General features: G+C 63.7%; 20 protein-coding genes. 2 read left to right on the plus strand and 18 right to left on the minus strand.

The features are described from left to right. The first annotated feature begins 257 nt into the window (after nucleotides 1-257). Nucleotides 258-1,325 carry a uroporphyrinogen decarboxylase gene (gene hemE / locus QCBJ_RS14620; protein ID WP_012721820.1) on the plus strand — a complete coding sequence of 356 codons (1,068 nt, stop codon included), beginning with the start codon at nucleotides 258-260 and terminating at the stop codon, nucleotides 1,323-1,325. A gap of 120 nt (nucleotides 1,326-1,445) precedes the next feature. Here the strand turns inward: hemE and QCBJ_RS14625 are convergent, their stop codons facing one another. Further along, the gene (locus QCBJ_RS14625) at nucleotides 1,446-2,663 is read right to left on the minus strand and encodes an MFS transporter (protein WP_371916677.1); all 1,218 of its coding nucleotides are present in this window, start codon (nucleotides 2,661-2,663) and stop codon (nucleotides 1,446-1,448) included. A 181-nt stretch (nucleotides 2,664-2,844) separates the two neighbouring features. Here QCBJ_RS14625 and QCBJ_RS14630 point away from each other — a divergent pair, with 181 nt between their 5' ends. Beyond that, nucleotides 2,845-3,738 carry a LysR family transcriptional regulator gene (locus tag QCBJ_RS14630; protein ID WP_012721822.1) on the plus strand — a complete coding sequence of 298 codons (894 nt, stop codon included), beginning with the start codon at nucleotides 2,845-2,847 and terminating at the stop codon, nucleotides 3,736-3,738. 136 nt (nucleotides 3,739-3,874) lie between these two features. Here QCBJ_RS14630 and QCBJ_RS14635 read toward each other — a convergent pair whose 3' ends face one another. The 17 genes from QCBJ_RS14635 to QCBJ_RS14715 form a co-directional block, all read right to left on the minus strand. Continuing rightward, nucleotides 3,875-4,318 (minus strand): hypothetical protein, encoded by a 444-nt coding sequence (locus tag QCBJ_RS14635; protein WP_046033867.1) that lies wholly within the window; start codon nucleotides 4,316-4,318, stop codon nucleotides 3,875-3,877. 26 nt (nucleotides 4,319-4,344) lie between these two features. Then, nucleotides 4,345-5,571, minus strand: a complete 1,227-nt coding sequence (locus QCBJ_RS14640) for a beta-ketoacyl-ACP synthase (RefSeq protein WP_093542881.1) — start codon at nucleotides 5,569-5,571, stop codon at nucleotides 4,345-4,347. Further along, the gene (gene fabG / locus QCBJ_RS14645) at nucleotides 5,571-6,299 is read right to left on the minus strand and encodes a 3-oxoacyl-ACP reductase FabG (protein WP_102061099.1); all 729 of its coding nucleotides are present in this window, start codon (nucleotides 6,297-6,299) and stop codon (nucleotides 5,571-5,573) included. Before fabG ends, QCBJ_RS14640 begins: the two co-directional genes overlap by 1 nt. Further along, nucleotides 6,296-6,757 (minus strand): hotdog family protein, encoded by a 462-nt coding sequence (locus tag QCBJ_RS14650; protein WP_102061100.1) that lies wholly within the window; start codon nucleotides 6,755-6,757, stop codon nucleotides 6,296-6,298. Before QCBJ_RS14650 ends, fabG begins: the two co-directional genes overlap by 4 nt. Continuing rightward, complete coding sequence (locus QCBJ_RS14655) at nucleotides 6,754-7,920, minus strand: beta-ketoacyl-[acyl-carrier-protein] synthase family protein (RefSeq protein ID WP_102061101.1); 1,167 nt, start codon at nucleotides 7,918-7,920, stop codon at nucleotides 6,754-6,756. The genes QCBJ_RS14650 and QCBJ_RS14655 overlap by 4 nt, the downstream gene beginning before the upstream one ends. Beyond that, nucleotides 7,917-8,399 carry a hypothetical protein gene (locus tag QCBJ_RS14660; RefSeq protein WP_046033870.1) on the minus strand — a complete coding sequence of 161 codons (483 nt, stop codon included), beginning with the start codon at nucleotides 8,397-8,399 and terminating at the stop codon, nucleotides 7,917-7,919. The genes QCBJ_RS14655 and QCBJ_RS14660 overlap by 4 nt, the downstream gene beginning before the upstream one ends. Beyond that, complete coding sequence (locus tag QCBJ_RS14665; protein ID WP_012721829.1) at nucleotides 8,396-9,145, minus strand: class I SAM-dependent methyltransferase; 750 nt, start codon at nucleotides 9,143-9,145, stop codon at nucleotides 8,396-8,398. Before QCBJ_RS14665 ends, QCBJ_RS14660 begins: the two co-directional genes overlap by 4 nt. Further along, nucleotides 9,142-10,389, minus strand: a complete 1,248-nt coding sequence (locus tag QCBJ_RS14670; protein WP_102061102.1) for an NAD(P)/FAD-dependent oxidoreductase — start codon at nucleotides 10,387-10,389, stop codon at nucleotides 9,142-9,144. The genes QCBJ_RS14665 and QCBJ_RS14670 overlap by 4 nt, the downstream gene beginning before the upstream one ends. A 33-nt stretch (nucleotides 10,390-10,422) precedes the next feature. Continuing rightward, entirely contained in the window at nucleotides 10,423-12,735 is a 2,313-nt protein-coding gene (locus QCBJ_RS14675) for an MMPL family transporter (RefSeq protein WP_102061103.1), read from the minus strand. Then, the gene (locus QCBJ_RS14680; protein ID WP_064054042.1) at nucleotides 12,725-13,378 is read right to left on the minus strand and encodes an outer membrane lipoprotein carrier protein LolA; all 654 of its coding nucleotides are present in this window, start codon (nucleotides 13,376-13,378) and stop codon (nucleotides 12,725-12,727) included. Before QCBJ_RS14680 ends, QCBJ_RS14675 begins: the two co-directional genes overlap by 11 nt. A gap of 29 nt (nucleotides 13,379-13,407) precedes the next feature. Further along, nucleotides 13,408-13,833, minus strand: a complete 426-nt coding sequence (locus tag QCBJ_RS14685; protein WP_064054041.1) for a thioesterase family protein — start codon at nucleotides 13,831-13,833, stop codon at nucleotides 13,408-13,410. After that, nucleotides 13,826-15,367, minus strand: coding sequence for a histidine ammonia-lyase (hutH, locus tag QCBJ_RS14690; protein ID WP_102061104.1), 1,542 nt, complete (start codon nucleotides 15,365-15,367; stop codon nucleotides 13,826-13,828). Before hutH ends, QCBJ_RS14685 begins: the two co-directional genes overlap by 8 nt. Beyond that, nucleotides 15,351-16,286 (minus strand): glycosyl transferase, encoded by a 936-nt coding sequence (locus QCBJ_RS14695; RefSeq protein WP_043204670.1) that lies wholly within the window; start codon nucleotides 16,284-16,286, stop codon nucleotides 15,351-15,353. Before QCBJ_RS14695 ends, hutH begins: the two co-directional genes overlap by 17 nt. Then, nucleotides 16,283-17,017 (minus strand): glycosyltransferase family 2 protein, encoded by a 735-nt coding sequence (locus tag QCBJ_RS14700; RefSeq protein ID WP_102061105.1) that lies wholly within the window; start codon nucleotides 17,015-17,017, stop codon nucleotides 16,283-16,285. The genes QCBJ_RS14695 and QCBJ_RS14700 overlap by 4 nt, the downstream gene beginning before the upstream one ends. 149 nt (nucleotides 17,018-17,166) lie before the next feature. Next, entirely contained in the window at nucleotides 17,167-18,837 is a 1,671-nt protein-coding gene (locus tag QCBJ_RS14705) for an acyl-CoA synthetase family protein (protein ID WP_012721835.1), read from the minus strand. Continuing rightward, nucleotides 18,834-19,379 (minus strand): hypothetical protein, encoded by a 546-nt coding sequence (locus QCBJ_RS14710; RefSeq protein WP_102061106.1) that lies wholly within the window; start codon nucleotides 19,377-19,379, stop codon nucleotides 18,834-18,836. Before QCBJ_RS14710 ends, QCBJ_RS14705 begins: the two co-directional genes overlap by 4 nt. After that, nucleotides 19,376-19,630 (minus strand): acyl carrier protein, encoded by a 255-nt coding sequence (locus tag QCBJ_RS14715; protein ID WP_003187949.1) that lies wholly within the window; start codon nucleotides 19,628-19,630, stop codon nucleotides 19,376-19,378. Before QCBJ_RS14715 ends, QCBJ_RS14710 begins: the two co-directional genes overlap by 4 nt. Nucleotides 19,631-19,634 lie beyond the last annotated feature (4 nt).

Below are 19,634 nucleotides of genomic sequence, written 5' to 3' on the forward strand. Positions count from 1 at the left end.
CTATGTCTCGCGCTACAACATCAGCAGGCCTCACAGCTATAACGACTACAGGTCGCCGGTCGTGAAGGAAAGGTTGGCGGCGTGAACCGTAATCGGTGTCCAAGATTACTTGACCAGTTCAAGCCCCCTCCCACATTTGATTTGCAGCGCTTTCATGTCCGCGACAAATTGACCCGATAGACAAAAGGCACGGCTCACTCCGTGCCTTTTGCGTCCGGCTCTGAGAAAATGCCCGCACTTTTTTTGCGGATGCCGACATGACTGCCCTCAAGAACGACCGTTTCCTTCGTGCCCTGCTCAAGCAACCCGTGGACGTCACCCCTGTGTGGATGATGCGCCAGGCCGGTCGCTACTTGCCGGAATACCGCGCCAGTCGCGCCAACGCCGGCGACTTCATGAGCCTGTGCATGAACCCGGAGTTCGCCTGCGAAGTCACGATGCAGCCGCTGGACCGCTACCCACAACTGGACGCGGCGATCCTCTTCTCCGACATCCTCACCATCCCTGACGCCATGGGCCAAGGCCTGTACTTCGAAACCGGCGAAGGCCCGCGTTTCAAAAAGGTCGTCAGCACCCTGGCCGACATCGAAGCCCTGCCGATCCCTGATCCGCACAAAGACCTCGGTTACGTGATGGACGCCGTCAGCACCATCCGCCGCGAGCTTAACGGCCGCGTGCCGCTGATTGGCTTCTCCGGCAGCCCGTGGACCCTGGCCACCTACATGGTCGAAGGCGGCTCGTCGAAAGACTTCCGCAAGACCAAGGCCATGCTCTACGACAACCCGCAAGCCATGCACCTGCTGCTGGACAAGCTGGCGCAGTCAGTCACCAGTTACCTCAACGGCCAGATCATGGCCGGCGCCCAGGCGGTGCAGATCTTCGATACCTGGGGTGGCAATCTCTCGGCGGCGGCGTACCAGGAGTTCTCTCTGGCCTACATGCGCAAGATCGTCAGCGGTCTGATCCGTGAACACGAAGGCCGTAAGGTTCCGGTGATCCTGTTCACCAAGGGCGGCGGCCTGTGGCTGGAAAGCATCGCCGACGCCGGTGCCGATGCACTGGGCCTGGACTGGACCTGCGACATTGGTGAAGCTCGCCGTCGCGTTGGCGGCCAGGTCGCGCTGCAAGGCAACATGGACCCGACCGTGCTGTACGCCAAGCCGGAAGCGATCCGCACCGAAGTCGGCCGCATCCTCGCCAGCTACGGCAAGGGTACCGGGCACGTGTTCAACCTGGGCCATGGCATCACCCCGGAAGTGAACCCGGAACATGCCGGCGCCTTCCTGCGCGCAGTGCACGAACTCTCGGCGCAGTATCACGAATAACACGCAAAACAAATGTGGGAGGGGGCTTGCCCCCGATAGCGGTGTGTCAGTCACCAGATTCATTGGCTGACACACTGCAATCGGGAGCAAGCCCCCTCCCACATTAAAAGCAAGATCGCGTCAGGCCCGCACATTCCCCAACGGCGGCAACTTCGCCAACTTCAACGCCACCAGCAACGCGCCGATCAGCAGCGCGATGATGAACGCTCCAATCCCATTCCACCCGGCAAAGTGCCAGAAAAACCCGCCCGCCGTCCCCGCAATACTCGACCCCACGTAGTAGCAGAACAGGTACAGCGACGACGCCTGCCCCTTCGCCTTCAACGCGCGGCGGCCGATCCAGCTGCTGGCCACCGAGTGGGCGCCGAAGAAGCCGAAAGTGAAGATCAGCATGCCCGGCACCACCAGCCACAAGGGCGTGAACAGGGTCAGGGCCATACCGGCGAGCATCAGCACGATGGTGGCCCACAGCACACGGCGGCGACCGAGGCGGTCGGCCAGGGAGCCGATCTTCGCCGAGCTGTAGATACCCGAGAGGTACACCAGCGACAGCAGGCCGACCACGGCTTGGCTGAGGTCGTAGGGGTCGGCCAGCAGGCGATAGCCGATGTAGTTGAACATCGTCACGAATGCGCCCATCAGCAGGAAGGCTTCGAGGAACAGCCACGGCAGGCCGGCGTCCTTGAAGTGCATGACAAAGCCGTCCACCAGGTTGCGCGGCTTGAGGCTGCTGGCGCGGAAGTTGCGCGATTCCGGGAGGATTTTCCAGAACACCGTCGCGGCGATCAACGCCAGGGCGCCGATGATCAACATTGCCGTGTGCCAACTGACGAAGTCGATCAACACGCCGATGATCAGGCGCCCGCTCATCCCGCCAATCGCATTGCCGCCGATGTACAAACCCATCGCCAGGCCGATGTGCTGCGGGTGGATCTCTTCGCTCAGGTAGGTCATGGCCACGGCGGCCAGGCCGCTCAATGACAAACCCACCAGCGCGCGCATGAATAAAATCCCTTCCCAGGACGGCATCAAGCCACTGGCAATCGTCGCGAGCGCTGCGCAGAACAACGCGGCGACCATCACCGGTTTACGTCCAAGGGTGTCGGAAATCGGCCCGGTAATCAGCAGGCCCAGCGCGAGCATCGCGGTGGACACGGACAGGATCAGGCTGCTTTGCGCTGCATTGATGGAAAACTCGTGGGACAGCGCCGGCATCATCGGCTGCACGCAATACAGCAGGGCAAAGGTCGCAAAACCGCCGGAGAACAGCGCCAGCACCGTGCGCATGAACATCGGTGTGCCTTTTTCGATGTACGCGTCATTGAGCTGGGCCACCACCTCATCGAGGGCAGTGGGCGGGACTTCTTGAGCGAGTGGAGCGACAGCAGAATTCACGGGGACCTCGGGGAGGAAGGGCGTGCCAGGACCGGCCATGCAAAAAAGAATATAGCTGGCTAATGATTCTTTCCAATATATTGTTCGACCTGTTTGATAGCTTTTACGACCTAATGAGGCTTGCATGGAATTGCGTCACTTGCGGTACTTCATTGCCGTCGCCGAAGAACTGCACTTTGGCCGGGCTGCCCAGGTGCTGGGCATCTCGCAGCCGCCTCTGAGCCAGCAGATACAGGCGCTGGAGCAGGAGGTGGGCGCACGCTTGTTTGAGCGTACCAATCGTCGGGTTGAGCTAAGCGAGGCGGGGCGGTTGTTCCTGCATGAGGCGCGGTTGGTGCTGGCGCAGGTCGACAAGGCGGCAGATGTGGCGCGCCGGGCGCAGTTGGGTGAGCTGGGTGAATTGAAGATCGGCTTCACGTCATCGGCACCGTTTAACTCCAGCATTCCCCAAGCGATCTTTGCGTTTCGCCAGGCGTTCCCGGCAGTGCATCTCAATCTGCAAGAGATGAGCAGCACTGAAGTGGCTGATTCGCTGGTGGATGAGTCGATCCAGGTTGGGCTGATGCGCCCCCTGCCGTTGCCGGATTCGCTGAGTGTGGTCGAACTGATGCGTGAGCCGCTGGTGGCCGTAATGAACGCTGGCCACCCGTTGGTAGCAGGCAGTGAGCGTGGCCTGCACCTGGCGCAGCTGGCGGAAGAACCGTTCGTTTTTTTCCCGCGCAGCTACGGCAGTGGTCTCTACGCGCAGTTGCTAAGCCTGTGCCGTGACGCCGGTTTCAGCCCGCACTTCGCCCAGGAAGCGGGGGAGGCGATGACCATCATCGGTCTGGTGGCGGCGGGGCTGGGGGTATCGGTGCTGCCGGCGTCGTACCAGCGGATAAGGATCGATGGCGTGGTGTATCGCACGTTGCTGGACCAGGAGGCGATGACGGCGGTGTGGCTGGTGCAACGCAAGGGCGTGCAGACGCCCATGGCGAAGGCGTTTGTGGAGTTGTTGACGCGCAAGGCTATCCAATAACCTCCTGCAACTAGGCTGTTGTGGTGAGCGAGCTTGCTCGCGCTGGGCTGCGTAGCGGCCCCAAAGATCTTGGGAGCGCTTCGCACTCCAGCGCGGGGCAAGCCCGCTCACCACAGTGTTGTGCCAGGTTTTGGTTTTATTTCGAAGTACCGGTCTGCTCAAACAACTGCGCCGCCGTCCCCGCCTCATTCACGCCATTACTGCGCAACCCCGCCATGATGTCGCTGTCCAGATTGTTCACCCAACGGTTGTAGTTGCGATGGATCTTGCCGTCCTTGTAGCCCAGTTCGCGGCTGTCGCGGTAGGTGATCGCGTAGCTGTTGCGGGTGTAGCGGATGTCGATGGCCGCGTAGTACTGGTTACGCACGTTGATCTCGGCCTGCACCAGTTGCGGGCTCAGGCGTTGAACCGTCCATTCGCGTTTTTGCAGGGCGTTGACGATCACCGTTTTCATTTTTTCTTCGCTGACCTGGGCGTTGGCCGGCAGGTCGTGCTGGGTGTTGAGGATCGGCTTGCTGGTGCAGCCGGCGGTGACCAGCAGGGCCAGGGTGATCAGGGTGACGCGTAGCAAGGAAGACATTCCGTATTCTCCAATCGATTAAAAAGTCAGGACCAGCGGCGGAAGATCAGCGACGTGTTGACGCCGCCAAAGGCAAAGTTGTTGTTCATCACGTAGTCGTGGTGCATCTCGCGGAATTCACCTTGCAGGTAATCCAGCTCGCCGCATTGCGGGTCTACCGAATCCAGGTTGAAGGTGTGCACGTACTGGTCGCGGTTCATCATCTCGATGCTGAACCAAGACTCCAGCGCACCGCAGGCGCCCAGGGTGTGGCCGAGAAAGCTTTTCTGCGAACTGATGGGCATCCGGCTGCCGAACAGGCTACTGGTCGCCAGCGTTTCGGCGATGTCGCCTTGGTCGGTGGCGGTGCCATGACCGTTCACGTAGCCGATCGCGGAAGGCTCAAGCCCGGCATCTTCCAGGGCGAGCTCCATCGCGCGGCGCATGGTTTTCTGTTCCGGACGGGTGGTGTGCTGGCCGTCGGCGTTGCTGCCAAAGCCGACAATCTCGGCGTGGATATGCGCACCGCGCGCCAGGGCGTGTTCCAGTTCTTCGAGCACCAGCATGCCGCCGCCTTCACCGATCACCAGGCCATCGCGGCCGCTGTCGTACGGGCGTGGGCTGGTTTGCGGCGCGTCGTTTTTCAGGCTGGTGGCGTAGAGTGCGTCGAACACCATGGCTTCGGTGGGGCACAGCTCTTCGGCGCCGCCGGCGAGCATCAACGGCAGGCGGCCGAACTTGATCGCCTCATAGGCATAGCCGATGCCCTGGCTGCCGCTGGTGCAGGCGCTGGAGGTAGGGATCAGCCGCCCGGTGAGGCCAAAGAAGATGCTGATATTTGCCGCTGTGGTGTGCGGCATCATGCGCACGTAGGAGTTGGCGTTCAGCCCCTCGGCGACTGAGTTCAGCAGCATATTGCCGAACGCCTTGATCTCGTCGGTGCTGCCGGTGGACGAGCCACAGGCCACGCCCATGCGCCCGTCCTTGATCGACTCGTCGCCGAGCAAGCCGGCGTCCCGCAACGCCTGCTCCGCCGCCCACACCGCCAGGCGCGAGACGCGGCCCATGCTGCGCAGTTGCTTGCGCGTCCAATGGGCGGGCACGACGAAATCGTCGATCGGCCCGGCCAGGCGCGTGTTCAATTCGGTAAAGCGGTCCCACTCATCCATGCGGCGGATGCCGCTGCGGTTGGCGCGAAAGTTGGCCGAGATGGTCTCCCAATCGCCGCCCAGGGAGGTCATGCCGGCCATGCCGGTGACGACGACGCGTTTCATCAGCACAGGCCTCCATTCACGGCCAACACCTGGCGCGTGATATAGCCCGCCTCGGCCGACATCAGGAAATTCACCGCGCCGGCCACCTCTTCCGGGGTGCCCATGCGCTGCGCGGGGATCATCTTCATCAGCTCTTCCACGGGCACGTTTTCATCCAGCATCGCCGTGTCGATCAAACCGGGAGCCACGCAATTGACGGTGATTTTGCGTTTGCCCAGCTCAATGGCCAGGGCCTTGGCTGCGCCAATCAGGCCGGCTTTCGAGGCGCTGTAATTGACCTGGCCGCGGTTGCCGATCAAACCGGAAACCGACGTAATGCAGACGATACGCCCGGCCGCGCGACGACGAATCATCGGCATCATCACCGGGTGCAGCACGTTGTAGAAACCGTCGAGGTTGGTGCGCATCACCACGTCCCAATCCTCTTCCGACAGGGCCGGAAACGCACCGTCACGGGTCAGGCCGGCGTTGAGCACCACGCCGTAATAGGCGCCATGTTGCTCCACATCCGCCTCAAGGATTTCCTTGCACAGCGCGCGATCCGCCACATCGAATTGCAACACCCGCGCCTGGCGGCCCAGGGCTTCAACCTCAGCCTGCACCGCATCGGCGTCGGCACGGCCGCTGCGGCAGTGCAGCACGATGTCATGCCCGGCCTGGGCCAGGCGCAGCGCGATGGCGCGGCCGATGCCACGGCTGGAGCCGGTGACCAGTACGGATTCAGTCATGGCGTTACGTCCTTCGATTCTTCTAAATAATTGGCCGCCTGGGGCGGTCGAAATACATTCAAGCGGGCGCTGGCCTGGATACCGTCACCGGTCAGGTGACATTCGAACACACCCATGCCGTTGTCGTCTTCCAGGGATCGCAGGCCGTGGATGCTCAGCTCGGTGCCTGCCGGGAAAGACGCCACGTTGCATTCGAACTTACGTGTGCCGAGCAGGAAGCCCAGCGCCACGGCTTGAGCTTTCTGGCGCGCGTGGCAACCGGCGTAGGCCGCGACGCTTTGCGCCATCAACTCGATGCCGACCCAGGCCGGCAGGCTGCCGTCCGGGCGGTTGAACAGGCCGCCGGGCTTGACGAGGGTGCAGGTGCGGATCTGCTCTTCATCGAACGACAGCACCTGGTCGATCAGGATCATGTCGCCCGCGTGGGGCAGCAGTTCGGCGAGTGGCCAATCGATCATGGGGCCTCTCCGATAATCAGGCTGACATTGTTGCCGCCGAAGGCAAACGAGTTGCTCATCAGGCAGCGTTTTTCCAGGGTGGCGCCGGCGGTAGCCCAGTGCAAGGCGGGCAGCGCGGGGTCGGGCTGGCCGTCCCACACATGCGGCGGCAGCCGATTGTGAACCAGGCTCAACCAGCAGAACGCCGCTTCCAGCGCGCCGGCTGCACCAAGGGTGTGGCCGCTCATGGGTTTGGTCGACGAGCACGCCACCCCTTCCGGGAACAGGCGGGCGACGGCCAGGCTTTCCATGGCGTCGTTGTGCTGGGTGGCGGTGCCGTGCAGGTTCAGGTAACCGATCTGCCCAGGCTGCAATTTGGCGCTGGCCAGGGCCTTGCGCATGGATTGCAATGCGCCTTTGCCGGTAGGCTCGGGGGCGGAGATATGGTGCGCATCGCAACTGGCGCCGCTGCCCAGCAGGGCGATGGGCGCAGGCTCTTTGCTCATCAGAAACAGCACCGCCGCTTCGCCGATGTTGATGCCGTCGCGGTTCACCGAAAACGGCTTGCAGCGCTCGTTCGACACCGCTTCCAGTGAGCTGAAACCGTTAAGCGTCAGCTTGCACAGGCTGTCGACGCCGCCGCAGATCACCGCATCGCACACGCCCAAGTCCAGCAGGCGCTGGGCACTCATCAACGCGCGGGCGCTGGACGTGCAGGCGGTGGAGATCACATAGGCCGGGCCGCTCAATTGCAGCCAGTCGACGAGGAAATTCGCCGGGGCGCTGAGCTCCTGTTGCTGGTAGTCGTAGTCGTTGGGGAACTGATGGTCGCGCAGGTAATGGGCGATGCCGCGACTGGCCTCATCGATTCCCGAGGTGCTGGTGCCCAGCACAATACCGACCCGCGCTGCGCCGTGGCGCTGGATCGCCAGGCCGATCTCGCCCTCGATCTGCAAAGCGGCCTCCAGCAGCAACTGGTTATTGCGACTGCTTTGCTGGCCCAATTCGGGCGGGATGGTTGCCAAGTCGCCTTTCACGGCGCCCACCGGCAACACGCGCTCCGGCACCCAGCCGCTTTCGGGGCGCATGCCGGAGCAGTCGCCGGCAAACAGGCTGCGGCTGACCTCGTCCTGGCCACGACCGAGGGCGCAGATCACGCCGAGGGCGTTGAGGTAGGCGCTCATCGGGCCGCTCCAAGTGGCGTGATGCGATAGCTCAACGGCTGCCCGCTGATGTTCACGCGAAAGACCTCAGACGATTGATACACGATCTGCCAACGGCCCGGCAGAGTGCGCGTCAAGTCCATCGCCTGCGCGCTGGGGTACAGCGCGCGCAGGTCATCCGGCGAGGTCAGCGCGAACAGCAACGCGGCAAACAACTCACGGGCCTGGGGATTGGGCGGCAGCAAGCCATCGGCCTGCCATTCGCCATTGATCAGCTTCTGACGGGCCTGGGGGATGCCCAGCGGGTCCATCATCGACCAACGAATGCCCGCGCCTTCGCGCTGGATCACCAGCAGCCAGTCCTGGCTCTGGCCGTCGGCCAGGCGCTGCACATGCAGTTGCAGCGGCAAGGCCAGGGTTGGGGGTTTCTCGGGCAGCGGCGGTTGGCTGGCGCAGGCGCTCAGCAGCAACAGGCAACCGATCAAGAGCCAGCGCATCATGGTGCGGCACCCGCCAAGGGTTTGCGTGCCACGCAGTTGACCAGGGTTTCTTCGCGCTGGCCCACCGGCGGCGCCTTGCGCAGGCCCCAGCGTTCCAGCAGGCCGAAGTCGCTGGAGCGGCTCCACCACAAGTACGGGTACGAGACGTTCTGTGGGCCGAATTCAAAACCCTGCTCGCGGAGCATCTCCAGGTATTCTTCGGCGCTTTTTTGCACATGCATTGGGTGGCGGAACAGCCAGCGGATTACCCAGGTGTCGATATAGGCTTCTGTGGATTCGGCAAACAACAGATAGCCGCCGGGCTTGAGCACGCGGTAGAACTCTTTGAGGGCGCGGTGCTGTTCAACCAGATGGTGGAAGGTCTGGTGGCAGAACAGGATGTCGACGCTGGCGTCCGGCACGTCGAGGGTGGCGCAGTCGCTGCCGATCAGTTCTACGCTCAAGCCTTGGCGCGTGGCCTCAACCTGGCTCAACGCCAGGCTGTGGGGGTCGGCGTCCAGGCCTATCAACCGTGAAGGCGCAAATACCTGCTGCAACAGCGTGAAGGATTTGCCTTGTCCGCAACCGGCATCCAGCAATACCGGCGCCTCAGGCAATGGCTCCGTGAACAGGCTGCGCAAGTCGTTGATCGCCACGCGCAACACGCGATGCTGCCAAGTGTGACTGCGCAGGAACCAGAGGCCGAATTTGGTTTCTTCGACGTAGTGCTTACTTAAATAGTTTTTATCAAGAGTAGGACTGCTCATACCGGCTCACTCGCACAAATCTCCGACAACATCCGCAACCGCCGCTTGGGCTCACTCACAAACGGGTTGCGCTCATCCCACGCGTAGCCGGCGAGGATCGCACTGATCATCCGACGAATCTCCGGCGAGCTGCTCGGATGGAAAATCACATCCTGGAAGGTCCCGGCGTACCAGCCTTCAACGTAGCAGCGGAAGGTGTCGACGCCACGCTTCAATGGCTCGGCAAATTCGGTTTGCCAGTCCACGGTCTCGCCGTTGAGCTGACGGTGCAGCACACCGGCCGCCATGCTCGCCGAACGCATGGCGATGGTCACCCCGGAAGAGAAGACTGGGTCGAGGAACTCCGCTGCGTTGCCCAGCAGTGCAAAGCCCGGCCCGTGCAGGCTTTTGACATTGGCCGCGTAGCCGCCGATGGTCCGCGCCGGTGTATCCCATACCGCGTTTTTCAGCACGCCGGACAGGCTTGGGGTTTCGTCGATAAAACCGCGCAGGCAGGCGTCGAGGTCACTGTCGCGGCCGTCGAAGTGCTGTTTGGCCGCGACCACACCCACCGAGCAGCGACCGTTGCTGAACGGGATGGTCCAGAACCAGATATCGCGCTGCGTAGGATGGGTGGTGACCAGAATCTTGGTGCGATCGAAGCCTGAGTGTTCGATGCGGTCCTCGACGTGGGTGAACACCGCCTGGCGCACCGGAAAGTCCGACGGCACGTCCAGCTCCAGCAGGCGCGGCAGCACGCGGCCGTAGCCGCTGGCATCCAGCACGAACTTGGCCTTGAGGTGATACTCGCTGCCGTTTTCGCGGCGCACGTGCAGGTAGCGGGATTCGCCCTTGAAATCCACGCCGACGATGGTTTCGCCATAGCGGATTTCCACACCCTGCAGCGCGGCCTGATCCGCCAGCAGCTTGTCGAACTCGCCGCGCTGGACTTGGAAGGTGGTGGGCTTGCCGTTGCTGAACGTATCGCCGAAATCAAACGCGCTGTAGCGCTCGCCCCAGGCGAACGCAGCACCGGTTTTCACCTGGAAACCCGCGGCCTGCACGGCCTCCAGCATGCCGGCTTCTTCGATAAAGTCGATGCAGTGGGACAGCAGGCTTTCGCCAATCGAGAACCGCGGGAAATGCTGGCGCTCGACGATCAATACATCATGCCCTTTGCGCTTGAGCAGCGCGGCGGCGATGGCCCCGGATGGGCCGGCACCGATCACCACCACCTGGCGACGTTCCATTTCAACTGTGGGCACGAGGGCTCCTTGCCACATTGGCGATAATCACATTCATAAGGCGTGCTTCTGTTGCCCGGCCCAAGGCGCCAGCATAAAGCTGAATGCCAGGCCGAGGCTGACCGATAAGCCGAAATTACTCACTGCCGGCGTGCTGGACACCGCCAGCAGGCCAAACGACAACCAGGTCGTCAGCGCCGCCAGCAATGTGCCCAACAGGCTGACCGCAGGGCCGCCGATTTGCTCGCGCATCAGGATCGCGTAGTCGACGCTGATGGCCGTGACCAACAGCAGGCCGAACAGGCTGAACAGCGTCAGCGGCTGGCCCAGCCAGCCGAGGCTGGCCAGGCTGCACAGGGCTGCCAGCAGCGGCAGGGCGACAATGCGCAGGGCGCCGCCAAAGCCGAATGGCAGGATCAACAGCAGCACGATCAGCACGCACGACATCAACTTCAATTCGGCGGCGCTGATCTGCGTGTCGGCGAACACGCGGTTCAAGTCGCCCAGACGGTCGACCAATTGCACGCCCGGCAAATCCAGCGCTTGCACCCGCAGCAGCGCCGGGTTGTTCAAGCCCTGCAGACTGACCATCGCCGCCACGCCGCCGTCGACCGGACCAAGCCACAGGGTGCGCCAAGGTTCGGCCAACGGGCCCACCAGTGCGCTGTCGATGTCTTCGGTGGGCAGCGCTTGCAGTTGCGCCACTTCGGCTTGCAGGGCGCTGGCGGGGACGCCGAGGTCCAGCAGCGGGTGCCAATGTTCCGGGAGTTTATTCAGCGCATCACGCAGCTGTTGTTGCTCGGCGGGCAGGCTGACCAGTTGGTTGAGCGCCAGGTAGCCCTGGAGTTTGTCCATGTTCACCAACTGATCCAGGCGCTGGCCCAAGTCTGCCTGGCGCTCCAGCAACTGCTGCTGATTGTCCGCGCGAACCAGGAAGAACTGGCTGGTGGGCTGGAACCCGGTAATGCGTGCCACGGCCTGCGCTTCTTGCAGCAATTGCGGTGGTGCACCGATCCATTGGCGAATGTCGTTTTTGCTGTTCAGGTGCCATAGGCCGCCCGCGCAAAACAGCAGCAGCAACGCCAGCAGGATAGGGCTCGGCACGCGCTTGAGTAACGAGGCGCGTACCAGCCACAGGCATTCAGCGATGCGCAGCGGCCATTGCGCCGGGCGCAGTTCGACACCCTTGAGCAGCGCCGGCAACAGGCACACGGCAGACAGGTACGCACCGACCAGACCGGCAGCGGAGAACACCGCAATCTGGGTCAGCGCCGGGAACGGCGTCCAGGCCAGCGCCAGGTAACCGATGCAACTGGTCGCCAGGCTCAGGCTCAGTCCCGGCAGCGTCAGACGCAACGCCGGCCAACTGCGCCACGGCTGCAGGCTCCAGCTTTTCGACAGATAGTGCAGCGGGTAATCCACCGCCACGCCGATCAGGCTGGAACCCAATACCAAGGTCATCACATGCATATGGCCGAACAGTGCCACACAGGCCACCGCGCCAAACAGCATGCCCACCAGCACCGGCACAAAGGCCAGCAGCACGCGCCAGCGCCGGAACGCCAGCAACAGCAACAACAGGATGCCGACGGTAGCGCCGCCGCCCACCCAGGTGATTTCCCGCGTGGCCTGCTGCTGGCCATTGGCGGCGTAGAGCAAGCCGCTGGCGGCGAGCAACTGCACGCCTTGCCCGCTGGCCTGTTCGCGGCTGACCTGGAGCAGGTCTGCCACTTGCAGCGGCAGTGTCATGTCGAAGGCATTGCCGGTGGTGCGTGCACGCAGTAGCACCCAGCTTTTGCCGTCGGCATCGGCGATCAACGCGCCGCTGCCGATATCCAGTTGCACCGAGCCGTGTTGCGGCTGGCTGTTCTGGATACGCCCGGTCAGGCCCAGCCAGTCGTCCTGGCTCGGCACCAGGCTGAACCCGGTGAAGGGGTCGAACAGCGCTTGTACGCGCTGCTGGATAAACGCGTCGGGCTGTTTAACCAGTTGCTCACGGTCCTTGGCCGAGAGCATCGCCAGGCGGCCGCGCAGCAATTGCTCGCGCAGCGCCGGCAAGTCGGCTTGCAGGTTCCACTGCACCTTTTCAAACAGCCCACTGGCCTGCCAGCGCTCGCCTAACTGTTGCGCCACGGCGACGGCTTGCTGGCGGTCGGCATGCCCCACCAACACCAACATCTCGCGGTTCAGCGGCTCTTGCATGCGCTGTTCGGCTTTCTGTTCCAAGGCGTCCGGCGTGTTGCCCGGCACCAGTTCCATCAGGTTGGCCGACAAGGGCGCACCGTGGCGCCACTGCCAGCCGGCCAGGGCAAGCACGGCCACCAGCAGGATCAGGAACAGGCGGGGTAGCAGGCGTTCACTGGGCAAAATCGTGTTGCTCCGCTTCGCTCAACGGCAGGTCGGCGTGGCTGTCCTGCATGCGCAGCACGGTGCTGTCGCCCTGGGTTTCCAGCAATTCGATGTTCTGCACCAGGTCGCCACCGTCGATATTGATCTGGGTGAACACCTGCTTGAGCAGCAGCGAGCGCGGGACCAGGGTCAATGTCCATTGCTTGGCCTCGCCTTGCAGGTGCAATTCGAAGTCACGCTGCAAGCCGCTGCTGTCACCCTGCAGCACCGCAAGGAACAGGCGGTTCTGTTCGGCGCCGGCGCTCTTGTTCGGCAGCAGTTGCCAGCCGTTGGCGTCGCGGCGGGCAATACCTTGGGCGCTGATGCGGTAGTCCTGTTGCAGCGGGGTCTTCAGCAGCCACAGCAGGCCGTGGTCCTTGGCGAGCACGAAGGTGCCTTTGCTGACCAGCGGCTGGGGCAGGGCACGCAGGTGTTTTTCCTGGGTGAAGCTGCCGTGGATCACTGAGGGTTTTGCAAGTTGGTCGCTCAGCTGCTGCAAGTCAAAAGCATGTGCACTAAAGCTCAGGAAAAAACCGATCAAAAATGTGGGAGCGGGCTTGCCCGCGATGAGCCTGAGGGCGCTGCGTAGTGTCCGGCGGATCGCGTTATCGTTGAAGTCCATCGGGGGCAAGCCCCCTCCCACATGGGATTTCATTTCAGGGCCCTTTCGACGGCGTTGGTGAAGACTTTGGGAGAGGCCAGCTGCATTTCGCGAGTGGCGATTTCCACCGCCACCTGCACGGTGCTGGCACGGGTCAAACGCTCGCCACTGGCGAGGTCGGTGATCAGGTAATTAACCTTCAAGCGGTTCTCCCACTCCACCAGGCTGGCGCGCACGTTGATCGTCTGGCCGAACACGGCGCCGCGCACGTAGCGCAGTTGCATGTCGATCACCGGCCAGGCGTAGCCCGATTCGAGCATCGCCGTGTAGTTGTGGCCGATCTTGTCCAGCAGCGCGCAGCGCGCCACTTCCAGGTACTTCACGTAGTGCCCGTGCCACACGACGTTCATGGTGTCGACGTCAAAAAACGGCACGAGGATTTCGGTGTCGCTGTGCAACACGCCCTGGCTACGCATGCAGCCTCCAGTGTTGCTCGGCGATGCGTTGCAGGCACAGGCGCAGTTCGCCTTCCAGCGCGCGGTCTTCGATGACCGGCGGGAAGTCCTTGGCCAGTTCGTCATGCATGGCGGCCAGGGTTGGCGGCAGCGGGCGCGCGTCCTCGGCCTGGGCCCGCAGCCACACGCCTTGGTTGGCGGCGAGCAGGGTCGCGGCGGCGACCTGTTCGGTCAGTTCCAGTACGCGGATCGCATCGCGGGCGGCGATGGTGCCCATGCTCACCTTGTCCTGGTTGTGGCACTCGGTGGAGCGCGAGAACACGCTGGCCGGCATGGTGTTTTTCAAGGCTTCGGCGGTCCAGGCGCTGGTGCCGATCTGCACCGCCTTGAAGCCGTGGTTGATCATTGCGCGGTCCGCCGGGGCGCCGGACAGGTTGCTCGGCAGGCCATGGTTGTAACGCACGTCCACCAGCAGCGCGAGTTGGCGGTCCAGCAGGTCGGCGACGTTGGCGACCAGGGTCTTGAGGCTGTCCATCGCAAAAGCGATATGCCCGCCGTAGAAGTGCCCACCGTGCAGCACGCGTTCTTCTTCGGCGTCGATGATCGGGTTGTCGTTGGCGCTGTTCAGCTCGATTTCGATAAACGAGCGCAGCCAGTTCAGGCTGTCCGCCAATACGCCGAGCACGTGGGGCGCGCAACGCAGTGAGTAACGGTCCTGCAGGCGATGCAGCGGCGCGGTCGGCGCATCGATCGCCAGGTCCTTGCGCAGCCAGGCGGCGACCTGCATCTGCCCTGGGTGCGGCTTGGCGGCGAACAAGCGCTCGTCGAAGTGCTCCGGGTTGCCTTGCAGCGCCACCACGTTCAACGCGGTAATGCGCGTGGCCAGTTGCAGCAGGTAGTCGGCGCGGGCGAAGGCCAGGCACGCCAGGCCGGTCATCACGGCGGTGCCGTTCATCAGCGCCAGGGCTTCCTTGGGGCGCAGGACCAGCGGCTCCCAACCCAGCTCACGGTGCACGTCGGTCGCCTGGCGACGTTCGCCACGGAACATCACTTCGCGTTCGCCGGACAGGGTCGCAGCCACATAGGACAGCGGCGTCAGGTCGCCGCTGGCGCCGACCGAGCCTTCTTCCGGGATCAGCGGCAGTACGTCGTGCTCAAGGAACGCATGCAGGCGCTCCAGCAACTCCACGCGCACACCGGAAACGCCGTGGCACAGCGACTGCAACCGTGCGGCCAGCACCGCGCGGGTGGCTTGGGCATCGAGCAACTTGCCCAGGCCGCAACCGTGGAAGGTGTACAAATGACGGGGCAGGGCCTCGACGTGCTGCAACGGCACCGCCACCACGCAAGAGTCGCCGTAGCCGGTGGTGACGCCGTAGATCACGCCTTCCTTGTCCAGCAGCGAGTCGAGGAACTGCGCGCCTTTGGCAATGCGCTGGCGATACGCGGCGTCGCCCTGCAATTGGGTCGGCGCCTGACGGTTGGCCAGGGCCAGTACGTCTTCGATGCGCAAGGCGCGTTCGCCAAAGGTTACCGGCTCAAGATGCGTCGTCATCGGTCTTCCAGAAAGGGTAAAAGTTGAACCATTGTTGGGGCGCTTCCAGGCAGAACTGGCCCAGGCGTGCGGCGTAGTGCGCGGTCCACAGGGCGATGACCTGCTCGCGGGTGTTGCGTTTCCATTCGATCGATTCGGCGAAAGGCTCAATGCTCAGGCGATAGCGGCTTTTGTGCTTGAGGCACATCAGCAGGTTCACCGGGCATTTGAGCAAACCGGCCAGCAGCCACGGGCCTTGAGGGAAGGCGGCGTCATGGCCGAGGAAGTCCACGCGCACCGTGCGCCCGCCATGCAGTGGCACGCGGTCGCCGGCGATGGCCAGCCATTCGCCGTCGTCCAGGCGCTGGCTGAGCAGCAGCATGGTGGCCGGGTCCAGCTCGCTGACCTGGATCAGGCGCAAGTGGGTGGCGCCGGCTTCGCCTAGCAGGCGGTTGAATTGCTCGGCGTGCTTGGTGTGCACCAGCACGTTCATGGTGACTTGTTCACCGATCTCGGCGAGCGCGCGACACACTTCGAGGTTGCCCAGGTGTGCACCCACCAGCATCTGCCCGCGCCCGCCGCGCAGCTTCCCGCGCAATTGCGCCGGGTCGTTGATCTCGATCTGTTCCAGGCGCAGCTTGCCGTTCCACACGTCGAGTTTGTCGAGCAGTGAATCGGCAAACGCCATGAATTGGCCGAAGACTTTCCAGTGGGTGGGCCGCAGTTCCTCGCGCCCGCTCCACTCGGCCAGGCGCTGCTGGTATTGCCAGGCGCTCCGGCGTGCGGTGCGGCCGAACAGGAAAAAATACAACACGATGCCGTACAACAGCGGGCTCAACACGCGGCGGCCAAGGACCTTGGCGGCGAAGGCGGTGAGCTTCATCAGCCGGTAGCTGCCGCGCTCTTCGCGGTCGGCCCAGTGCTTGGTGCTGTCGCTCATGCCTGCCACCGTCGCCACAGGATCATCGGCGCGCGCACCAGCATGCCGAAGAACAACCGGGTGTGCATCGCCGAGATGCGCACGTTGTCCCGGAACAGGCGGAAGTGCGACAGGCCATCGGCGGGGTAGTGCACCTGGGTCGGCAGCCAGCGCATCGGCTGGTTGCGCCAGGCCAGGCGCACCAGGATGTCCGAGTCGAAATCCATGTGCGTGCCGATGTAGGCCGAGTCCATCAGCGCCAGCACCGGCGCCAGCGGGTAGACGCGAAAGCCGCACATCGAGTCGCGGATCTGCAACGACAGGGTGTTGATCCACACCCACACGTGGGTCAAGTAGCGCGCGTACAGGCGGCCTTTGGGCACGCTGTCGTCGTATTCCGGGTAGCCGCAGATGATCGCGTCGGGGTGCCGGCGCGAGGTGTCGATAAAGGTCTCGACTTCGCGCAGGTCGTGCTGGCCGTCGGCGTCGACTTGCAAGGCATGGCTGAAGCCCTGGCGTGCGGCTTCGCGGAAACCGGCCATGACGGCGCCGCCCTTGCCCTGGTTGCTTGGCAGGGTCAGCAGGGTAACGTTATCCAGGGTCGCCAATTGCGCCAGCACGGCGGCGCAGGCCGGGCTGCTGCCGTCGTCGACCAGCAGGCAGGGCAGGCCGCTGCCCAGCAGGCTGTGGACCACGGCGGGTACGGCGGCTTCGTGGTTGTAGACCGGGATCAGGGCGCAGGGGTTATGCATGAAATGGCCCCCTGTGGGGAGGGAGCTTGCTCCCGCTGGGCTGCGCAGCAGCCCCAACACAGGCGACCGAAATCATCCTGGTACAGTGCGGTGCCTGGGTTGGGAGCGCTTCGCACTCCAGCGGGAGCAAGCTTCCTCGCCACAACAGCTTATGCATGCGCTGGCTCCAGTTGAATCCGGCCGCTGGAGCAGGCGGCGACGCCATTGCGATACGCAAAGTAAAGCTTGCTGCGCTCCGGGTCGAAGCGCAGGTGCAGTTCGATCGCATCACCCGGCCGCACCAGTTGCTGGAACTTGAGCACTTCCATACCGGCAAAGGTCGGCGGCACATCGAGCAGTTGCTGGCCCAGGTTGAAGGCCCATTCCACCTGCACCACCCCCGGCAGCACCGGTGTGACCGGGAAGTGCCCGCTGAAATAGGCCAGGTCCGGCGGCACGCTCAGTTGCACGGTCCATTCGCCGTCGGCTTCGACGTGCTCCAGCACTTCCGGCGCCTTCGGCCGTGGCGCCAACAGCAGCGCCTCGACATCGGCCTGTGGCAGCTTGCCCTGGCTGTTCAGGGGCAACTGTCTCAGCAGTCGCCAGCGCCGTGGCAGCGCCAGGGCTTCGCAATGTTGGCTCAAATGCTGGCGCAGGGTCTGGGTGAGCGTGCGTCGCCCCTGATTGCGCAGGGCATGCAGGCCCTCGGCGCTCAACACCACCAGCGCGCCGAGAGAGGCGCGGTTTTCCTGCACCACGCCCAGCCGGGTTTCCGCGACCCACGGGTGGGCCATCAGCGCGTTTTCCAGCATGGGCAGGGAGATGCGTTTTTCTTCCAGCTTGACGATGCGATCCAGGCGGCCCAGCAGTTCGAAACGGCCATCGGCATGAATGCGTGCCGCGTCGGCGGTTTGTTCGACATGCCCCGCAGGCAGATACGGCGAGGCGATGCGCAGGGCGCCGTCGGCATCCTGGCTCAGGTGCACGTCGGCAAACGGCTGCCACGGCTGCGCACCCTGGCGCCAGGCGATACCACCGGTTTCCGAGCTGCCGAGGATCTCTGTCGGCCATTGTTGCAAGCGGTCGTACAGGCTGCCGGCGGCTTCCACCGGCAGCGCGCCGCCGGACGAAAACACCCGCGACACCTGGCTCAGCGCGGGCCAGTCAAGGTTGTCACCCATGCGCTTGAGCAGCGCCGGGCTGGCAACCCAGGCAAATTGCGTGTGCTCGCGGCTGGCGCGCTGCAAGTCTTCGGGGAAGGCCAGTTGTTTGCGCACAAAAGTGCGGCCGGCGCACAGCGGCCACAGCACGCGGAACAGCAAGCCGTAGATGTGTTGGGTGGCGACGCTGCCGATGATGCAGGCGTCTTTGAGGTCCGGGCCCCACAAGGTTTCCAAGGCCTCGACCTCGTTGGCCAGTTGGCGCAGGGTCTTGTCGATGCGCTTGGGTTCGCCGCTGGAACCGGAGGTGCACAGGCTCAGTTGGCACGCGTCCAGGTCGAGGGCGGCAGCGCTCAGTGGTGCCTGGTACAGCGCATCCAGGTCCTCAGCTTCGGTCAGCCAGGCGTCGACGGCTTCATCCCAGCGTTGGCGGGTCTGAGGTTGCAAGTCGGCGGGCAGCAACACGCTGACCCCGGCCCGCCACGCGCCCAGCAGGGCCACCGCCAGCAGGCCTGCATCTTCCAGGTACACGGCCAGGCGCCGGATACCCCGCGCTTGCAGGCCCGCCGCCAGGCTCAGGGATTGCTCCCACAGCTGGGCGTGACTCATTGCAGGTTCGGTGGTGACCGAACGCTGTTCCAGCGGCTCAAGCAGCAAGTGCTCAAGTTTCAACCCATTCATACGCGGCCTCGAACCCTTTGTCGTACCAGCCATTCCACGGCAAACAACAGCCCCATCAACCCGTAGGCAATCAGGCCGTTGTACAACGTCCACCAGCTCAGCGGCGCCCACAGGGTGAGGGCAGCGGCGAGCAGGCCATTACACAGAAAAAACACGCTCCACACCACGGTCACCCGGCGGGTATACACGATGGCATGGGGCGGCAACACAGGATCGGTCATGCGCGCCAGGCGCTCGACCATCGGCGGGCCGTACTTGAGGCTCAAGCCGAACAGCGCCAGCATGAACGCACTGACCAGGCTCGGGTACCACCGCAGCAGGCGGGGGTTGTCGAACCAGGCCAGCAGCAGGCAGAACACGATCACCGCCAGTGCCATCCAGCGGCTGCCGGGGCGTCGTGCTCCGGTCAGCGCACGCAGCAGCCATAGGCCGCCCAGCAGCAGGCCGAATTGCCATGGCGCAAAGTGTTCGGTGCCGTAATACACCGCAAAAGGGTACAGCAGCCCCGCCAGCAGCAGGCCAAGGCCGATCAGCCGGCTCATGCGGCAGGCTGGACCAGACGGTACACCGCCTCAACCACGTCGTTCACCGTACGCACCGCCTTGAATTCCTCGGCGGCGATCTTCTTGCCGGTCTGGCGCTTGATATGGTCGATCAAGTCGACGGCATCGATGCTGTCGATTTCCAGGTCCTGGTACAGGTTGGCGTCAAGGGTGACGCGTTCCGGCGGCAGTTCAAACAGTTCCACCAAGGCGTCGCGCAAGGTGTTGAAAATATCGTCACGAGTTTGCATGGTC

Source organism: Pseudomonas sp. QC2, assembly GCF_002859085.1.
Classification (GTDB): domain Bacteria; phylum Pseudomonadota; class Gammaproteobacteria; order Pseudomonadales; family Pseudomonadaceae; genus Aquipseudomonas; species Aquipseudomonas petroselini.

What these genes read in the sequence shown, in the direction of transcription:
- hemE (WP_012721820.1), top strand. Translation starts at nt 258, where the DNA reads ATGACTGCCCTCAAGAACGACCGTTTCCTTCGTGCCCTGCTCAAGCAA.
- QCBJ_RS14630 (WP_012721822.1), top strand. Translation starts at nt 2,845, where the DNA reads ATGGAATTGCGTCACTTGCGGTACTTCATTGCCGTCGCCGAAGAACTG.
- QCBJ_RS14635 (WP_046033867.1), bottom strand. Translation starts at nt 4,318, where the DNA reads ATGTCTTCCTTGCTACGCGTCACCCTGATCACCCTGGCCCTGCTGGTC.
- QCBJ_RS14640 (WP_093542881.1), bottom strand. Translation starts at nt 5,571, where the DNA reads ATGAAACGCGTCGTCGTCACCGGCATGGCCGGCATGACCTCCCTGGGC.
- fabG (WP_102061099.1), bottom strand. Translation starts at nt 6,299, where the DNA reads ATGACTGAATCCGTACTGGTCACCGGCTCCAGCCGTGGCATCGGCCGC.
- QCBJ_RS14650 (WP_102061100.1), bottom strand. Translation starts at nt 6,757, where the DNA reads ATGATCGATTGGCCACTCGCCGAACTGCTGCCCCACGCGGGCGACATG.
- QCBJ_RS14655 (WP_102061101.1), bottom strand. Translation starts at nt 7,920, where the DNA reads ATGAGCGCCTACCTCAACGCCCTCGGCGTGATCTGCGCCCTCGGTCGT.
- QCBJ_RS14660 (WP_046033870.1), bottom strand. Translation starts at nt 8,399, where the DNA reads ATGATGCGCTGGCTCTTGATCGGTTGCCTGTTGCTGCTGAGCGCCTGC.
- QCBJ_RS14665 (WP_012721829.1), bottom strand. Translation starts at nt 9,145, where the DNA reads ATGAGCAGTCCTACTCTTGATAAAAACTATTTAAGTAAGCACTACGTC.
- QCBJ_RS14680 (WP_064054042.1), bottom strand. Translation starts at nt 13,378, where the DNA reads ATGGACTTCAACGATAACGCGATCCGCCGGACACTACGCAGCGCCCTC.
- QCBJ_RS14685 (WP_064054041.1), bottom strand. Translation starts at nt 13,833, where the DNA reads ATGCGTAGCCAGGGCGTGTTGCACAGCGACACCGAAATCCTCGTGCCG.
- hutH (WP_102061104.1), bottom strand. Translation starts at nt 15,367, where the DNA reads ATGACGACGCATCTTGAGCCGGTAACCTTTGGCGAACGCGCCTTGCGC.
- QCBJ_RS14695 (WP_043204670.1), bottom strand. Translation starts at nt 16,286, where the DNA reads ATGAGCGACAGCACCAAGCACTGGGCCGACCGCGAAGAGCGCGGCAGC.
- QCBJ_RS14700 (WP_102061105.1), bottom strand. Translation starts at nt 17,017, where the DNA reads ATGCATAACCCCTGCGCCCTGATCCCGGTCTACAACCACGAAGCCGCC.
- QCBJ_RS14705 (WP_012721835.1), bottom strand. Translation starts at nt 18,837, where the DNA reads ATGAATGGGTTGAAACTTGAGCACTTGCTGCTTGAGCCGCTGGAACAG.
- QCBJ_RS14710 (WP_102061106.1), bottom strand. Translation starts at nt 19,379, where the DNA reads ATGAGCCGGCTGATCGGCCTTGGCCTGCTGCTGGCGGGGCTGCTGTAC.
- QCBJ_RS14715 (WP_003187949.1), bottom strand. Translation starts at nt 19,630, where the DNA reads ATGCAAACTCGTGACGATATTTTCAACACCTTGCGCGACGCCTTGGTG.